At 61.3% G+C, this 17369-nt stretch carries 9 protein-coding genes and 2 pseudogenes; 7 read left to right on the top strand and 4 right to left on the bottom strand.

Annotated features, from left to right (window positions below; all coding sequences use genetic code 11):
* Positions 1–136 precede the first annotated feature (136 nt).
* The 3 genes and pseudogenes from AACY11_RS28315 to AACY11_RS05500 form a co-directional block, all read left to right on the top strand.
* Positions 137–1228: pseudogene (locus AACY11_RS28315) on the top strand (methyl-accepting chemotaxis protein); the annotation flags it as partial.
* Positions 1229–1561: 333 nt separating this feature from the next.
* A pseudogene (locus AACY11_RS28310) lies at positions 1562–2134 on the top strand (methyl-accepting chemotaxis protein); the annotation flags it as partial.
* 189 nt (positions 2135–2323) lie between these two features.
* A complete protein-coding gene (locus AACY11_RS05500; RefSeq protein ID WP_339431705.1) occupies positions 2324–2713 on the top strand; it encodes a hypothetical protein in 390 nt (129 codons plus the stop codon).
* Here the strand turns inward: AACY11_RS05500 and AACY11_RS05495 are convergent, their stop codons facing one another.
* Positions 2714–3490: a TatD family hydrolase gene (locus AACY11_RS05495; protein ID WP_339431706.1), complete on the bottom strand. Its 777-nt coding sequence runs from the start codon at positions 3488–3490 to the stop codon at positions 2714–2716.
* Between the two features lie 3 nt (positions 3491–3493).
* Positions 3494–4489: a catabolite repressor/activator gene (cra, locus tag AACY11_RS05490; protein ID WP_339431707.1), complete on the bottom strand. Its 996-nt coding sequence runs from the start codon at positions 4487–4489 to the stop codon at positions 3494–3496.
* A 305-nt stretch (positions 4490–4794) separates the two neighbouring features.
* Here cra and ptsP point away from each other — a divergent pair, with 305 nt between their 5' ends.
* The 4 genes from ptsP to AACY11_RS05470 all read left to right on the top strand — a co-directional run bounded on the left by ptsP (position 4795) and on the right by AACY11_RS05470 (position 12052).
* The gene (gene ptsP, locus AACY11_RS05485; RefSeq protein ID WP_339494043.1) at positions 4795–7656 is read left to right on the top strand and encodes a phosphoenolpyruvate--protein phosphotransferase; all 2862 of its coding nucleotides are present in this window, start codon (positions 4795–4797) and stop codon (positions 7654–7656) included.
* Positions 7656–8597 carry a 1-phosphofructokinase gene (pfkB, locus tag AACY11_RS05480; protein WP_339494042.1) on the top strand — a complete coding sequence of 314 codons (942 nt, stop codon included), beginning with the start codon at positions 7656–7658 and terminating at the stop codon, positions 8595–8597. The genes ptsP and pfkB overlap by 1 nt, the downstream gene beginning before the upstream one ends.
* Before the next feature lie 11 nt (positions 8598–8608).
* A complete protein-coding gene (locus AACY11_RS05475; protein WP_339494040.1) occupies positions 8609–10342 on the top strand; it encodes a PTS fructose-like transporter subunit IIB in 1734 nt (577 codons plus the stop codon).
* A gap of 168 nt (positions 10343–10510) precedes the next feature.
* Complete coding sequence (locus AACY11_RS05470) at positions 10511–12052, top strand: alkaline phosphatase D family protein (protein WP_339494039.1); 1542 nt, start codon at positions 10511–10513, stop codon at positions 12050–12052.
* 58 nt (positions 12053–12110) lie between these two features.
* Here AACY11_RS05470 and AACY11_RS05465 read toward each other — a convergent pair whose 3' ends face one another.
* Together AACY11_RS05465 and AACY11_RS05460 are read right to left on the bottom strand one after the other, a co-directional pair.
* Positions 12111–14639, bottom strand: a complete 2529-nt coding sequence (locus tag AACY11_RS05465; protein ID WP_339494110.1) for a sulfite reductase flavoprotein subunit alpha — start codon at positions 14637–14639, stop codon at positions 12111–12113.
* Positions 14640–14873: 234 nt separating this feature from the next.
* Positions 14874–17189 carry a TonB-dependent receptor gene (locus AACY11_RS05460; protein WP_339494037.1) on the bottom strand — a complete coding sequence of 772 codons (2316 nt, stop codon included), beginning with the start codon at positions 17187–17189 and terminating at the stop codon, positions 14874–14876.
* Positions 17190–17369 lie beyond the last annotated feature (180 nt).

Raw genomic sequence — 17369 nt, 5'->3', positions numbered from 1 at the left:
ACTCCCTTCGTTTTGAGCTATACAGAGATGGCGCTCGATAGTGGCTATCTGCTGTCGCCCCGCGCCTGCCAATAAAAACAAGAAAAACCAAGGGAGACTTCCAGTGAAGAGCTTGCTCTATCCCGCCGTCTCGCTGATGAACCGTCTGAGCTTCGGTATGAAGTTCAGCCTGATCAGCGTGCTGTTCCTGGTGCCGATGCTGGTGACCAATTTCTATCTGGTACGCGATTCCTATCGTGAGTTTCAGGGCACCCGAGTCGAATTGCAGAGCCTCGACCTGCTGGGCAGCAGCCTGGCCTTGCGCCGGGATCTGGAGACCCTCAACAATCTGGTGCAAATCAACGTCACCCTCGGCCAGTCCGGTAAGGCGAGTAACGTCGAGTCGCAGATCACCACCCTCGAACAGACGGTATTGGCTCGCCTGCAAGGGTTGACGGCGATGAGCGACGATCCTGAGCAGATCAAGGTATTCGACGGCAAGCGCGATGAAATGCTTGCTGCATTCAAAGCCCAGCAAGCGGAACGCTCGCTGCAAAGCAAAAGCGCCCTGATCGCAAAGCTCTTGGCCAGTGCGCAGATTTTCAGCCAGATCATCAGCAGTCAGGCCGGGTTGAGCCGCGACAACCAGGGCGATATCCGTCAGCTCAGCGAACTGGTGACCCTGATCACACCGACCGTCACGCAGACCCTTGGCGACGGTCGGGCCATGGGTTCGTACTCGTTGGGCCAGGGTTTTCTCAACAGTTCGTCGAGCACCCGTTTTGACGAGTTGCTGGTGCAGATCGAAAAGCTCCAGGCCGAGTACGGTTTGAAATTGAAGGATGCCCTCGGCGCCAGCAACGTGGCGCGTGAAGCCCTCAGTGCTCAGGCCGACAGCAGCAAGGCGTCGCTCAAAGAGGCCAGCGAGTTGTTCGAAGAGCAAGTGGTGATGGCCGACACCCTGGATGCGCCGTGGCAGGCGTTTTACGACCAGGTCACCGTTCTGATGGACAAAACCTACCTGCTCAACGAAGCGACGTTGAAATTCCTCGACACCCAATTGCAGCAGCGCCTGGTGCAAAACCGCACGCACATGGTCTTGCAGGCTGTGGCGTTGTCGGTGGTGTTTGTGCTGATCTTCTATCTCTACGGCGGCTTCTACGCCTCGACCCGCACCACGCTCAAGCGCCTCGGCGCGATGATGGACAAGGTGGCGGCAGGCGACATGACGGTTAATTTCAAGGCCAATAGCCGCGATGAACTGGGCGAATTGGGCGAGGTGTTCAACGGCACGGTGAAGAAGATTCATGACTTGATCGAGCGCGTCGGCCAAACCGTTGGCGAAGTCGAGCGTCAGGCCGGGCAAGTGGAGGATGTCTCTGCACAAAGCAATCAAGCTGTCGCCGGGCAACGCTCGCAGATCGAGCAAGTGGCGACCGCGATGAACCAGATGTCGGCCACCTCGCTGGAGGTGGCACGCAGTGCCGCAGCAGCGGTAAGCAGCGCCCACAGCGTGAATGAAGAGACAGTCAGTGGGCGCTGCCTGGTTGAGTCGCAGCAGGGCAGCATTGCTGCGCTGGCCAGCGAAATCGACCAGTCAGTGCAGGTGATCAACCAATTGGCCAGCGACAGCCAATCGATCAGTCGCGTGCTGGAAGTGATCAAAAGCATTGCAGAACAGACCAACCTGTTGGCGCTCAACGCCGCAATCGAAGCGGCCAGGGCCGGGGAACAGGGGCGAGGTTTTGCGGTGGTGGCGGACGAAGTTCGCACGCTGGCCAAGCGCACGCAGCAATCGACTGAAGAAATCGAGCAGATGATCGGCAAGCTTCACGGCGGCGTCGGTGCCGCCGTCAAAGCCATGGGTGTCAGTCATCAGATGGCCAATGGCACGGTGGGGCAGTCGGAAAAGGTCCAGCAGGCGCTGGAAAATATACTCGGCGCTGTAGGCATGATCGTCGATCAGAACCAGCAGATTGCCGCTGCGGTGGAGCAGCAGACGGCGGTGGCCCATGACATCGACCAGAACATCGTCGAGATCAACCGCGCCGGTGAGCGTACCGCGCAAGGCGCGCACCAGACCGAGAACGCCAGTCGGGCGTTGTCGGCTCAAGTCGTGGAACTCAAACACCTGATCAGCGCGTTTCGCGTCTGATTCATGAAACACCTTGTTTCCTGTGGGCGTGGGCTGTCCGCTCCCACAGGTCCGGTTTTTTGTCTGAATGGCTTGTAGTCCTTGCTTGCCAGCCTATGTAAGACATTTCTTGTTTTTCTCCATGCTCTGGCATTTCGCCTTCGATCAACCAAGATCACGCTTCACAAGGCTGCATGGAGAAGGCCGCTAATGACTGTTGCAGCTCTGGGCATCCAGGGCCACTGCGCCCACTGCCAGATCACCCTGGTGCTCAAGCCCTGGCAACTCAATGCCATCGCAATCAATGAACCGTTCACCTGCCAGCATTGCCACAAAAGCCTGGAGCTGCGCTGCCCGCAACAGATCAAACGCTTCAAGTCTCTCGATTCGCTGGCGTTGTTGCGCTTTGGCGTGTCAATAACGGCGTGCATTGCGTTGCTGTTGGCGTTGGTGATGGAGTGGATAGGGCTGCTGAGCGTCACCGAGCAGTTGAATGCGTCGCTGATAACTATTTTTCTGTACTTCGTTGCCGTTCGATACGCGCGTCAGCGCCAGCATCTGACGCTGGTGCTAGAAGCCGCCAAGGCTCACGGCGACTGATTACCAGCCAAACACTTCGCAGCTGTTGGCCGTGCTGGCGTCGGCCAGTTGTGGCGCACTGATGTTCATCAGTGCGGCCAGCGCCTCGCAGATCGCCGGCAAGTGCGCCGGGCTGTTGCGCTGGCCGGGAAACATCGCGGGCGGCATGTCCGGTGAGTCGGTTTCCAGCACGATCGAATCCAGCGGCAGATCCGCCAGCACCCGATGCATGCGCAACGCTTGCGGCCAGGTCGGCGCGCCGCCTAAACCCAGTTTGAAACCGAGTTTGATGTACTCGCGCGCCTCTTCACGGCTGCCGGCAAACGCGTGGATGATCCCTGCACGTTTCAATCGAAAACGCTTGAGCGTGGCAATCACCGCCGCGTGGCTGCGGCGTACATGGATCAGCGCCGGTAATTCAAAGTCCGCCGCCAGTTGCAACTGCGCCTCGAACAGCGCCTGTTGGCGTTCGCGGTCGAGGGTTTCGATGAAGTAATCCAGACCGATCTCGCCCACCGCACATAACTGTCGATGGCTGCGCAACCGCGTCAGCCAGTCGCCGAGTGTCTGTAAATCTTCGGGGCGATGCTGATCCAGATACACCGGGTGCAAACCGAACGCCGCGTACAGATCAGCATCGCTTTGCACCAGATCCCACACCCGTTGCCAGTTGCCCTCATGGACGCCCAGCACCACCATCCGCCGCACCCCGAGGGCGCGGCTTTCGGCCAGCAACGCCGAGCGATCGGCGTCGAAATCGGGAAAATCCAGGTGGGTGTGGCTGTCGATCAACTCCACGGTTCAGCCCTGGTGAATACGCTGCTTGAAGGTCCGCGCGATGGCCTGCACGCCGGGCTTGTACTCCGACTGCTCGACCGCCGCCAGGGCCAGTTCCAGCGCCTTGTCGGCGATCAACTGGTGCTGCTGGGCCATGGCATTGACCGGCAGCGGCAGGAAGTCCAGCAACTGCGTATCGCCGAACGTGCCGAGGCGCAGCGGCCGCGACTTGAGCGGGAAGTCATGCAGCGCATCGAACACCCCCTGCAACAGCACGTAGGACGTGGTCACCAGCGCGTCAGGCAAATGCCCCAGGCGTTGCAGGAGCTCTTCCATCAATTGCTTGCCGCATTCGCGGCTGAACGATTCGGCGTGTTCGACCAGCACTTCGCCTTGGAAATCGGCGAGGGCTTGTTTGAAACCGGCGGCACGCTCCTGGCTGATGCTCAGCTCAGCACGGGCACCGAGCAACACGATCTGCTTGGGCTGCGGATCGAGCAGGCTCTGGGTCAGGTGCAGACTGGCTTCGCGGTCGTCGCTGATCACCGAGCAGAAATGCTCCGGTTCCATGACCCGGTCGATGGCAATGATCGGCAGCCCCTTGGCCTGCAACTGACGATAACTGTCGTCACCGGCCGGCAGGCAACTGGCGACGATCAATGCATCGCAGCGGCGCGCCTTGAACAGTTGCAGCAATTGGCGCTCGCTGTCCGGCGCATCGTCGGAACTGGCGATCAGCAACTGATAGCCGCGCGCCCGCGCACCTTGTTCCAGCAGTTTGGCAATTCGCGCATAACTGGGGTTTTCCAGATCCGGCAGGATAAACCCCAAGGTGCGCGTATGCCGACTGCGCAGCCCGGCCGCCTGAGGGTTGGGCGTGAAGCCGTGCTGCTCGACCACCGCACGCACACGCTCGACGGTGGCGGTGCTGATGCGTTGCTGTTCGGCCTTGCCGTTGATGACGTAGCTGGCGGTGGTCACGGACACTCCGGCCAACCGCGCGATATCACTGAGTTTCAACCCGGTATTTCCTTGTGTTTTCGAGCTTGCCGCGAAATTTTCGCCAATCCTACCCGATTAGGACAGACGACTATTGCCGGCGCGCATCCGACAAGTTGGACTTCAAGGATGAGACATTATCGAGTAACGTGCCGATCAATCTAGATTAAACGTTTCAGCAAGCGTATTTTCTACGTTTTAGACGCCTTTGACCGGTTCTGCCGTGAAACCGCCAAAAATGCCCCTGAAAAGGAAGCTGACAAGCGCCTAAGCTGCAACCATTCAAAACAATACCTGGCACCTTCATGTGCCAAAAAGGAGATCGCATGCTCGAGCTCACTATAGAGCAGATATCCATGGGCCAATCGGCTGTGGATAAACCCGCTGCCCTGCAATTGCTGGCCAATCACCTGGTCGCCGATGGATTGGTCGCCGACGGATACCTCGCCGGATTGCAGGCTCGCGAAGCCCAGGGCTCGACCTTTCTCGGCCAAGGTATTGCCATCCCGCACGGCACCCCCGAGACCCGCGACCAAGTGTTCGCCACTGGCGTGCGCCTGATGCAGTTTCCCGAGGGCGTGGATTGGGGCGATGGTCAGATCGTTTATCTGGCCATCGGTATCGCCGCCAAATCCGATGAACACCTGCGCCTGTTGCAACTGCTGACCCGCGCCCTCGGCGAGACCGATCTGGGCCAGGCCCTGCGCCGCGCCAGTTCCCCCGAAGCGCTGCTGAAACTGCTGCAAGGCGCGCCGCAGGAATTGGCGCTGGACGCGCAGATGATCGGCCTCGGTGTCTCCGCCGACGATTTCGAAGAACTGGTCTGGCGTGGCGCGCGTCTATTGCGTCAGGCCGATTGCGTGAGCAACGGCTTTGCCGGTGTGTTGCAGCAAGTCGAAGCGCTGCCGCTGGGCGATGGCCTGTGGTGGCTGCACAGCGAACAAACGGTGAAACGCCCGGGCCTGGCTTTTGTCACCCCGGACAAACCGATGCGTTATCTCGGCCAACCGCTCAGCGGTCTGTTCTGCCTGGCCAGCCTGGGCGAAGCGCATCAGGCCTTGCTTGAGCGCTTGTGTGCGTTGCTGATCGAAGGTCGCGGTCACGAACTGGGTCGTGCCACCAGCAGCCGTAAAGTCCTCGAAGTGCTTGGCGGTGAATTGCCGGCCGACTGGCCGAGCGCACGTATTGCGTTGGCCAATGCCCACGGTTTGCATGCGCGTCCGGCGAAGATCCTCGCGCAACTGGCCAAAAGTTTTGATGGCGAAATTCGTGTGCGCATCGTCGACGGTCAGGACAGCGCCGTGTCGGTGAAGAGCCTGAGCAAACTGCTGAGCCTGGGCGCCCGTCGTGGTCAGGTGCTGGAGCTGATCGCCGAACCGAGCATCGCCGCCGATGCGTTGCCCGCCTTGTTGGCCGCCATCGAAGAAGGCCTCGGCGAAGAAGTCGAGCCGTTGCCGGCCGTGAGCCAGCAACGCGAAGTGGTTGCCGATATCGCCGAAGTCGTGGTCGCCCCGGCGTCCGGCAGCCTGCTGCAAGCGATCCCGGCGGCACCGGGCATCGCGATTGGCCCTGCGCACATTCAAGTGCAACAAACCATTGATTACCCGCTGCGCGGCGAGTCCGCCTCCGTCGAACGCGAGCGTCTCAAGCAGGCGCTGAGCGATGTGCGCGGTGATATTCAGGGCCTGATCGAACGCAGCAAAGCCAAAGCCATTCGCGAGATTTTCATCACCCATCAGGAGATGCTCGACGACCCGGAGCTGACCGACGAAGTCGACACGCGCCTCAAGCAGGGCGAAAGCGCTGAAGCGGCGTGGATGGCAGTGATCGAAGCCGCGGCCAAACAGCAGGAGTCGCTACAGGACGCCTTGCTCGCCGAGCGTGCGGCGGATCTGCGTGATATCGGTCGCCGTGTATTGGCGCAACTGTGTGGCGTGCAGACGCCGAGCGAGCCGGAGCAACCGTACATTCTGGTGATGGACGAAGTCGGCCCGTCCGACGTGGCGCGGCTGGACCCTGCGCGCGTGGCGGGGATTCTCACCGCTCGCGGCGGTGCCACCGCGCACAGTGCAATCGTTGCGCGGGCTCTGGGGATTCCAGCGCTGGTCGGCGCCGGCGCGGCGGTGTTGCTGCTGGCGCCGGGCACGCCGTTGCTGCTGGACGGTCAGCGCGGTCGCCTGCATGTCGACGCCGATGCCGCAACCCTGCAACGCGCCGCCGAAGAACGCGACACCCGTGAGCAGCGCCTCAAGGTGGCCGCCGAACAACGTCATCAACCGGCGCACACCACCGACGGCCACGCCGTCGAAGTGTTCGCCAACATCGGCGAAAGCGCTGGCGTCATCAGCGCGGTGGAGCAGGGCGCCGAAGGCATCGGTCTGCTGCGCACCGAACTGATTTTCATGGCCCACCCGCAAGCGCCGGACGAAGCGACTCAGGAAGCCGAATACCGCCGCGTTCTTGATGGCCTCGCCGGGCGGCCGCTGGTGGTGCGTACGCTGGACGTTGGCGGCGACAAACCGCTGCCGTATTGGCCGATCGCCAAGGAAGAAAACCCGTTCCTCGGCGTGCGCGGCATTCGCCTGACCTTGCAGCGTCCGCAGATCATGGAAGCGCAACTGCGTGCCTTGCTGCGTTCGGCGGACAACCGTCCATTGCGCATCATGTTCCCGATGGTCGGCAGCGTCGAAGAGTGGCGTCAGGCCCGTGACATGACCGAGCGTCTGCGCCTGGAAATCCCGGTGGCCGATTTGCAACTGGGGATCATGATTGAAGTCCCATCCGCCGCGTTGCTCGCGCCGGTGCTGGCCAAAGAAGTCGACTTCTTCAGCGTCGGCACCAACGACCTGACCCAATACACCCTGGCCATCGACCGTGGTCACCCGACCCTGTCGGCCCAGGCTGACGGCTTGCACCCGGCGGTGCTGCAACTGATCGACATCACCGTACGCGCGGCCCATGCCCACGGCAAATGGGTGGGCGTGTGCGGTGAACTGGCGGCGGACCCGTTGGCGGTGCCGGTGCTGGTTGGCCTTGGCGTCGATGAGCTGAGTGTGTCCGGACGCAGCATTGCCGAGGTCAAGGCGCGCGTGCGCGAACTCAGCCTGACCCAGGCGCAAACCCTTGCTCAACAAGCCCTCACCGTGGGCAGCGCCAATGAAGTGCGTGCATTAGTGGAGGCCCTGTAATGGCCAAGATTCTCACCCTGACCCTCAACCCGGCGCTGGACCTCACGGTTGAGCTGCCAGTGCTTGCGCCCGGTCAGGTCAACCGCAGCGACGAAATGCACACCCACGCCGCTGGCAAAGGCGTGAACGTTGCGCAGGTGCTGGCCGACCTCGGGCATCAACTGACGGTCAGCGGTTTTCTCGGCGAAGACAACCTGCAAGCGTTCGAAACCCTGTTCGCCAAGCGCGGTTTTGTCGACGCGTTTATCCGTGTACCGGGTGAGACGCGCAGCAATATCAAAGTCGCTGAAAGCGATGGTCGCATCACCGACATCAACGGCCCTGGGCCGTTGGTCGATGCAGCCGCGCAGCAGGCGTTGCTTGAGCGTCTGGTGCAGATTGCGCCGGGGCATGACGCGGTCGTGGTCGCCGGCAGTTTGCCGCGTGGCGTGACTGCGCAGTGGTTGCGCGAATTGATCGAGCGGCTGAACTCGCTTGGCCTGAAAGTCGCCCTCGACTCCAGCGGCGAAGCGTTGCGCCAAGCGTTGAAGGCCAGCCCTTGGCTGATCAAACCGAACACGGAGGAACTGGCCGATGCCTTGGGTTGCGAGGTGGTTTCCCACGCCGCCGAGGCTCAAGCGGCGAGTCGACTGCACGCTCAAGGCATCGAGCATGTCGTGATCTCCCACGGTGCCGACGGTGTGAACTGGTTCAGTGTCGGCTCGGCGCTGCACGCCTCGCCGCCCAAGGTCAGCGTGGCCAGCACCGTCGGTGCCGGCGATTCGCTGCTGGCCGGCATGCTCCATGGTTTGCTCAGCGCCGACACGCCTGAGCAGACCTTGCGCACGGCCACCGCGATTGCGGCGATGGCGGTGACGCAGATCGGTTTTGGCATCAACGACGCCGCGCAACTGGCGCAGCTCGAACAGGGCGTGCGCATTCGCCCCCTGACAGAACAATAAGAGGGTTTGTCATGAAGTTAGCCATTGTTACGGCCTGCCCGAACGGCATGGTCACCAGTGTGCTGTGCGCCCGTTTGCTTGATGCGGCAGCGCAGCGTCAGGGCTGGAGCACCAGCGTTGAAGTGGTTGATGCGGCGCATCCGGAACGCGAATTGTCGGCGGCGACCATTGAGGCGGCGGAGTGGGTGTTACTGGTGGCCACCGGCAACGTCGACATGACGCGGTTCGTCGGCAAACGACTCTTTCAGATTGCCCCGGCACAAGCCCTGCAGGACGTCGAAGGCGTACTGCGTCGCGGTGCCGAAGAAGCCGAAGTATATGTCGCAACCGAAGCCGCCCCTGCTGCGGTTGCGCAACGTGCACCGCGCATCGTCGCCATCACCGCATGCCCGACCGGTGTCGCCCACACCTTTATGGCGGCCGAAGCGTTGCAGCAAACGGCCAAGCGTCTGGGCTATGAACTGCAAGTCGAAACCCAAGGTTCGGTGGGTGCGAAAACACCCCTGAGTGCGACAGCGATTGCCGAGGCGGATGTGGTGTTGCTGGCGGCGGATATCGACGTTGCCACCGAGCGTTTTGCCGGCAAGAAAATCTACCGCTGTGGCACCGGCATCGCGTTGAAACAGTCCGAAGCGACGCTGAAAAAAGCCCTCGCCGAAGGCCAGCAGGAAAGCGCTGCCAGCGAGGGCAAGGCCCCGGTCAAGTCGGAGAAAACCGGCGTCTACAAACACCTGCTGACCGGCGTGTCGTACATGCTGCCGATGGTGGTGGCGGGTGGTTTGATGATTGCCCTGTCGTTTGTCTTTGGCATCACCGCGTTCAAGGAAGAAGGCACGCTGGCGGCGGCACTGATGCAGATCGGCGGCGAGACCGCGTTCAAGTTGATGGTGCCGCTGCTGGCCGGTTACATCGCTTACTCGATTGCCGACCGTCCAGGCCTGGCGCCGGGGATGATTGGCGGCTTGCTCGCCAGCACCCTGGGCGCCGGGTTTATCGGCGGAATCGTCGCCGGTTTCATTGCCGGTTACGCGGCCAAGGCGATCAGTCGATATGTCGCGCTTCCGCAAAGTCTTGAAGCGTTGAAACCGATTCTGATCATCCCGTTGTTCGCCAGCCTGTTCACCGGTCTGGTGATGATCTACGTGGTCGGCAAACCCGTAGCGCAGATGCTCGCGGCGCTGACGCATTTCCTCGACAGCATGGGCACCACCAATGCGATTCTGCTGGGTGTGTTGCTCGGCGGCATGATGTGCGTCGACCTCGGTGGGCCGATCAACAAAGCCGCGTATGCCTTTTCGGTGGGGCTGCTCGCCTCGCAAAGTTATGCGCCGATGGCCGCGACCATGGCGGCAGGGATGGTGCCACCGATTGGTCTGGGTATTGCCACGTTCATCGCCCGACGCAAGTTCGCCCAGACCGAGCGCGAAGCGGGTAAGGCGGCGTTCGTGCTGGGGCTGTGCTTTATCTCCGAAGGGGCGATTCCGTTTGCCGCGAAAGACCCGCTGCGGGTGATCCCGGCGAGCATCGCGGGCGGTGCGTTGACCGGCGCGCTGTCGATGTACTTCGGCTGCAAACTGATGGCGCCGCACGGTGGCTTGTTCGTGCTGGCGATTCCGAATGCGATCAATCATGCGCTGCTTTATCTGCTGGCGATTGTCGCCGGTAGTTTGCTGACGGCGGTGGTGTACGCGACGGTCAAACGTCCCGAGTCCGTCGACCTCACAATGGCACCGGCGAAGGCCTGACGTACATCCCCTGTGTGTGAGCTTGCTCGCGAAAGCGGTGCGTCAGTCGATTCGATGTTGGCTGATACGACGCCTTCGCGAGCAAGCCCGCTCCCACATGGGGGGGGCTGATGTCATGCCGGGTTCATAAACCCGTGCTTTAGTTTTCCTTTTTCCAGGGAGAACACCATGAGCGATTTCAACCTCGGTCGCCGTCGTGTCATGCAAGCCGTGGGCGCGGGGCTGTTGATGCCGGGGCTGGCGCCGGCGGTGATCGCGTCCGTCAAGGATCGTCCGCAACTGACCGATGGCGTGCAGTCCGGCGACCTGCAAGGCGATCGGGCGATGATCTGGAGTCGCAGTGATCGTCCGGCGCGGATGGTGGTTGAGTGGGACACGCGCAGCCTGTTCGGCAACCCCCGCCGATCTGTCTCGCCACTGGCCGACGCCCGCACTGATTTCACCGCTCGTGTCGAGCTGACCGGGTTGCCCGCCGATCAGGCGATTTTCTATCGTGTTTACTTTGAAGACGCGCAGACCGGCATCGCCAGCGAACCGTGGTTCGGCCATTTTCGCAGCGTGCCGACGGCCAAGCGTGATATTCGATTCGTCTGGAGCGGCGACACCGTCGGCCAGGGTTTTGGCATCAACCCGGACATCGGTGGCATGCGTATCTACGAAGCCATGCGTCTGCGCCTGCCGGACTTCTTTATCCACAGCGGCGACACCATCTACGCCGACGGCCCGGTGCCGGCGCAGCTTGTGACGGAAGGGGGGCGGGTGTGGCGCAACATCACCACTGAAGCGAAAAGCAACGTCGCGCAGACCCTCGACGATTATCGGGGCAACTACCGCTACAACCTGCTGGATGAAAACATCCGCCGCTTCAATGCCCAGGTGCCACAGATCTGGCAGTGGGACGACCATGAGGTGGTCAACAACTGGTCACCGGGCAAGCAACTGGATGAGCGCTATCAGGAGAAAGATATCCACACGCTGGTGGGCCGAGCGCGTCAGGCCTGGCTCGAATACGCGCCGATGCGTTTGCAGACCGCAGACGGTGGCGGGCGGATTTATCGCAAGCTCAGTTACGGGCCGATGCTTGATGTGTTTGTCCTCGACATGCGCAGTTATCGCGAGGCCAACGATGACAACCTGGGGGCGGCGAAACCGTTTCTTGGGCGTGCGCAACTGAACTGGCTCAAGCAGGGTCTCAAGGGCTCGCAAGCGCAATGGAAAGTGATCGCCGCTGATATGCCGATTGGTCTTGGTGTGCCCGATGGCGAGGTCAGTCCAGGTGTGGCGCGTTGGGAAGCAGTGGCCAACGGCGATCCGGGACCCGCGCAGGGGCGTGAGCTGGAAATTGCCGAATTGCTCGGATTTCTGCGGGCGCAGCAGGTGCGCAATTTTGTCTTTCTCACGGCCGATGTTCACTACTGCGCGGCGCATCACTATCACCCGGATCGTGCGGCGTTTCAGGATTTCGAACCGTTCTGGGAGTTTGTCGCCGGGCCGTTGAATGCCGGGAGTTTCGGGCCTAATCCGCTGGACAAGACCTTTGGGCCTGAGGTGGTGTTCGAGAAAGCCCCGCCGGCACAGAACACTTCGCCGTTTGCCGGGTTTCAGTTTTTTGGCGAGGTGAATATTGAAGGGCAGAGCGGGGAGATGAGCGTGGTGTTGCGCGATCTGGATGGGGTGGCGGTGTTTGAGCGCAAGTTGCAGCCAGTCTAATCACCGCACACCCTGTGGGAGCGAGCAGGCTCGTTCTCACAGGGGGGATGGGGCACGGTCAATAAACGTCGCGGCGGTATCGGCCCTGTTCGATCAGGCTTTCAACTTCAGCAGCACCAAGGACTTCACTGAGCACTTGATCCACGCCTGATGCCATTCCCTGCAAGCTGCCACAGATAGAGATGACAGCACCGTCGGCCAGCCATTTTTTCAGTTCATCGGCCGATTCACGCAAGCGATCCTGTACATAAATCTTCTCGGCCTGATCCCGCGAAAACGCCAGATCCAGTCGCTCCAGATCACCGTTGATCAACCACTCCTCCAGCTCCGTTCGACAGAGGAAGTCGTGCTCACGATTACGCTCGCCAAACAGTAACCACTGGCGTTGCTGACCGTCGGCAATACGCGCTTTGAGCAAACTGCGTAACCCGGCAAGGCCCGTGCCGTTGCCCAGCAGAATCATGGGCACTGGCTCGTTCGGCAAGTGGAAACCGCTGTTGCGGCGCACTCGCAGACTGATGCTGCCACCCACCGGCGCGTGTTCGGTCAGCCAGCCGGAACCAATGCCAAGGCTGCCATTGGCGTGTTGTTCCTGACGCACAATCAGCTCCAGCACGCCATCGGCGGGAATCGAGGCAATCGAGTATTCGCGCATCGTCAGCGGCACCATCGCGTCGACCAGCGCCTGCGCATGCAGGCCGACCAGATGCGCGCGGTGCTCCGGCAACTGACGGGTGGCCAGGGCGACCTCCAGCGGCTCTTCCAGGCCATTGATGATCACCTTGGTCTCGCCGCGAATACCGAGGCCGTCGAGGAAGTGTTCGATGGCCCAACCGCCGTTGCGCGGCAGCACTTCTACCAGGTCACCGGCCAGCCAACTGCTGGTGTCCGGTGCGCTCAGAGCGATCAGAAAAACCGGCGAGCCGCTGCTGTCCGGGTTCATCCGCTCGCGGCGCAGCAGCGTCCAGTTGTCGTAGTTCGGCGCTTGCCAGGTGTCGACCGGTGCTTGCCCGGTGATCTGGCCGAGCTGGGTTTGCCAGTGACCCAGGGCGTAGGGATCAGCGCTGTCGACTTCCACGGGGGCGAACAAGGTCTTGGCGCCATGCTCGCTCAGCCATTGATGCAAGCGCCGGGCGAAGCCGCAGAAGTGCGGGTACTGGCGATCGCCAAGGCCCAGCACCGCATAGTTCAGGCTGTCGAGTGTCGCCGCGTGGCTGAGCACTTTGCGCTCGAAACCGCGGGCGCTGTCTGGCGCCTCGCCGTCGCCGAAGGTACTGACGACAAACAATGCGTTGGCCGACTCACGCAGATCCTGCTCACTGACGGTTGCCAGCGGTTGCACGTTCACCGACATCCCGGCGGCTTGCAACTGGCCTGCGCTCTGCCACGCCAGTTGCTCGGCGAAACCGCTCTGGCTGGCGAAACCGATCAACCACGAAGCCGCATCGCCGGCCGGTTGTTCAAGGCCTTTGCGGGCATTGTGGATCTGCTGCTTCTTGCGCCGACGATCCAGATACAACAGCCATCCCGTGATGAAGAACAGCGGCATGCACACCGCAGCGAGGGTGATGATGAGCCGCCCGACAAGGCCGAAATAGCTGCCCACGTGCAGCGCATAAAGGCTGGTCAGCAGTTGCGCCTTGAAACTCTTGTCGGCGTAGCGATCAACGCGTTTGACGATGCCGGTGGCCGGGTCGAGGGTGATCTGGTTCAGCGCGCGATCATGGGGCGAACGGTCGAGCAGGTAGAACACCGTCGCCGGTTGGCCAGCCACGGGCGGCATGCGGATGTTGTAGGCAGACAGGCCCGGGCCGGCGGCGCTGTAGATGCTGCTCCACATCGCCATGTAGTCGGCGGTTGGCGCCGGACCCTCTGGCGCCGGACCGCGGCCACCGCGCACGCGCTCGTTCTGCGGTGCGTCGGACAGCAGTTTGGTCAGGCCTTTGTTGTACCACTCGTACGACCACGACAACCCGGTCAACGCCAGCAGCAAATACACCAACAGGCACCAGGTTCCCGCCACGGAGTGCAGATCCCAATTGAACGCGCGGCCCTTTTTCTTCCAGTCCAGGGTCAGCCACACGCGCCACTTGTTCCACTGGCGCGGCCAGCGCAGGTAAAGGCCGGACAGGCAGAAGAACAGCAGAATCAAGGTGCAGGCGCCGGTGATGGTGCGCCCGGTGTCGCCCATGGCGAGGAAACGGTGCAGTTGCAGCATCAGGCCGAAGAAGTCCTGGCCGGTTGCGTCACCCTTGAACTCTGCGGTGTACGGATCGAAGTAGCGCATCTCGCCGCGACGTTGGCCTTTTGGCGGAGTGAAGAACACCTTTGCGGCGTTGCCGCTGTCGGTCTCGACCCAGAGCATCGAGACTTTCTTGCCCGAAGTGGCCTCGATGCGCTCCACCAGTTCGACCGGCGGCAGGACCCCGGCGACGTGTTTTTCCACCTGCAGCACCGACGGGTTCAGCGCTCGCAGGATTTCGTCCTGAAACGAATAGGCCGCACCGGTAATGCCCATCAAGGCCAGCACCAGCCCTGCGGTGATGCCAAAAAACCAGTGCAACTGGAACAGGGTTTTCTTTAACACGTCACTCGCCGTCCGTTCGGAAATTGTCATCACGGCGCGCATTATGCCGTGGCTTATCGAGAAGCGTTCTTTATTACGCACAAAAGCCCCGTTCAACTGAATGAACGGGGCCGTACCTTGCGGCGCATTCCTTGTGGGAGGGGGCTTGCTCGCGAATGCGTCATGTCAGTCGATATCTATTTCTCTGACACACCGCTTTCGCGAGCAAGGCCGCTCCGACATTTACAGCATTGATCAAAAGTGGAAATTGGTGCTCAACAGTGCCGTACGGCCCGCCGCCTGGTTGGCGAAGTGGGTCGCGAAGGCTTTGTCGTAATAGGTTTCGTTGGTCAGGTTCTGCACGTTGAGTTGCAGGTCGACGTTCTTGGTCAGCTTGTAGGCCGCCATCGCGTCGTAACGCACGTACGAATCGACCAGGGTGGTGTTGGCCACGCTGCCGAACACCTCATCGACGTAGAACGCACCGCCACCAATGGTCAGCTTCGGTGTGACCTGATAAGTGGTCCACAGGCTCGCGCTGTTTTTCGGCGTGTTGGGCAGTTGGTTGCCGTCGTTGGCCTTGCCCATCGGGCCGCCGTCGACCTGCTCGCTGTCCATGTAGGCGTAACCGGCGAACACTTGCCACTGTTCGGTGATCTTGCCGCTGGCCGACAGTTCGATACCTTGTACGCGGGTTTTTCCGGCGTTCTCGTACGACGTGGTATCGACTTGCACGCGAGCGTTATCTTTCTCGGTGCGGAAGACATCAGCCGTCAGCGACAAGCGATCGTTGAGCAGATCCCACTTGGTGCCGATTTCGTAGTTCTTGGTGGTTTCCGGCTCCATGTCGCTGCTGAGCAAGTTGCCGGCGCGGTTCGGGGTGCCGCCCAACGGGTTGCCTTCCTGGCCTTCGCCGAGGGTGTTGCCCGGCGGGGTGGCGGAGGTGGCATAGGATGCATAGATGCTGCCGTTATCCGCTGGTTTGTAGACCACGCCGAACTGACCGGTAACGAACTCGCTGGTGTCATCACCCTTGGAGGTGGTTTTGCCGGCCGCGGTGTAGGTTTTGTATTCGGTGTCGAAGTGGTCGTAACGCAGGCCCATGTTCACAAGCCATTGCTCGGACAGTTCCAGGGTGTCGAACACATACAGCGCGTAAGTGTTGGCCTTGGTGTCGGTGCCGGCGTAGTTGCGCGAGATAGCGCCGTTCCACGGATCGTTCGGGTTCGGGTTCGACAGCGAGGTGCAGTTGTAGCCGCTCGACGCGCCGATCATCGACGGCGTGCAGTTATTGTTGACAGCGGTGGTGCGCGGCGTGGTGTCGGTGTTGACGGTGTACGAGGACTTCTGGCCTTGCTCGCGGGTGTATTCGACGCCGGTGGAGAAGCTGTTCTTGAAACCGGCGACGTAGAAGTTGCCGAACAGGTCCGTCTGGTTGGTGGTGGTCTCGGTGTTGCTCACGCGAGTGTTCGCCCGACGCCAGACGCTGCCGTTGTTGACGTTTCCTTTGCTGTCGTCCGGCTGGGTCAGGATGTAATCCTGCATGCTGGTGCCGTGGCGCAGGGTGTTCTTGATCGTCAGCGAGTCGCTCAAATCGTGCTCAATGGCGAAGGTCGCAGTGTCGGTGCGGCCCTTGCGGAAATCGCGATCCAGACCGTAGAAATTGCTGTGGTCACCGCCGGCGTACGGCTTGTCCGGGTTGGATTTGCTGCGTGCTGCCGAACCACCGGCTGGAATGGTGTACGGCACGCCCGAGTCCGGTGTGTCGTTGCTTTCCAGATGGTAGTAATCGAGGTTGACGCGGGTGTCGGTGCCCAGGCCGAACGCCAGCGACGGCGCGATGCCCCAACGGTCGTAATCGACCTTGTCGCGGCCGGCGACGTTGCTTTCGTGGCTCATCAGGTTCAGACGCCCGGCAGCGGTGTCGCTGAACTGGTAGTTGCCGTCCAGGGTGTAGCGCTGGGTCTGGTCTGAGCCCCAGGTAAAACCACCGTCGAACGAATCGCCCAGGTGGGCTTTCTTGCTCACCAGGTTGATGCTGCCGCCGGCTGCGCCGCGACCACCGATGGCCGAGTTCGGGCCCTTGCTGACTTCGATGTTTTCGACGGCGAAGATCTCGCGGCTCTGCGAACCGGTGTCGCGCACGCCGTCCAGGTAGGTGTCGCCCTGGGCGTCGAAGCCGCGGATGAACGGACGATCACCCTGCGGGTTGCCACCCTCACCGGCACCGAAGGTGATGCCCGGCACGGTACGCAGCGCATCCTGCATGTTCAGGGCGCCGGTGTCTTTGAGCACTTGTTGCGGGATCACGGTGACCGAGCGCGGTGTGTCGACCAGCGGCGCGGTGTACTTGGGCGAGGAGGCTTTCTCGACCTGGTAGGACGTGGTGTCCTGCACTTCGCCGGTGATGGCGGTGGCGTCCAGGGCGATGGCATTGCCAGAGGCTTTGCTGTCGGTCTTTTCGGCGGCGAATACCATGTGGCCCGCGGAGCCTGCGGTGATTGCCACGCCAATTGCAGAGGCGAGCAAACGTGGTGAACTGACCGGTATTTGAGCGTGTTGACGTGCCATTTGAATTCCCCTCCCCAAGGATTTGAGGCGGCGGAATATAGGGTAAACAGGTATTTGTATCAATTGCGAAATATTGTTATTCGCACCAAATTTACATTCTTTACAATTTGGCCTTACGGTTTTTACTGATTCATTCGTCTGGGTGTTTTACATGGTCAATAAGAATCAATACCATTGGCA

This window comes from Pseudomonas sp. RA_105y_Pfl2_P56 (assembly GCF_963970845.1).
GTDB classification, from domain to species: domain Bacteria; phylum Pseudomonadota; class Gammaproteobacteria; order Pseudomonadales; family Pseudomonadaceae; genus Aquipseudomonas; species Aquipseudomonas baetica_A.
This window is presented reverse-complemented; position numbering and strand designations above follow the sequence as displayed.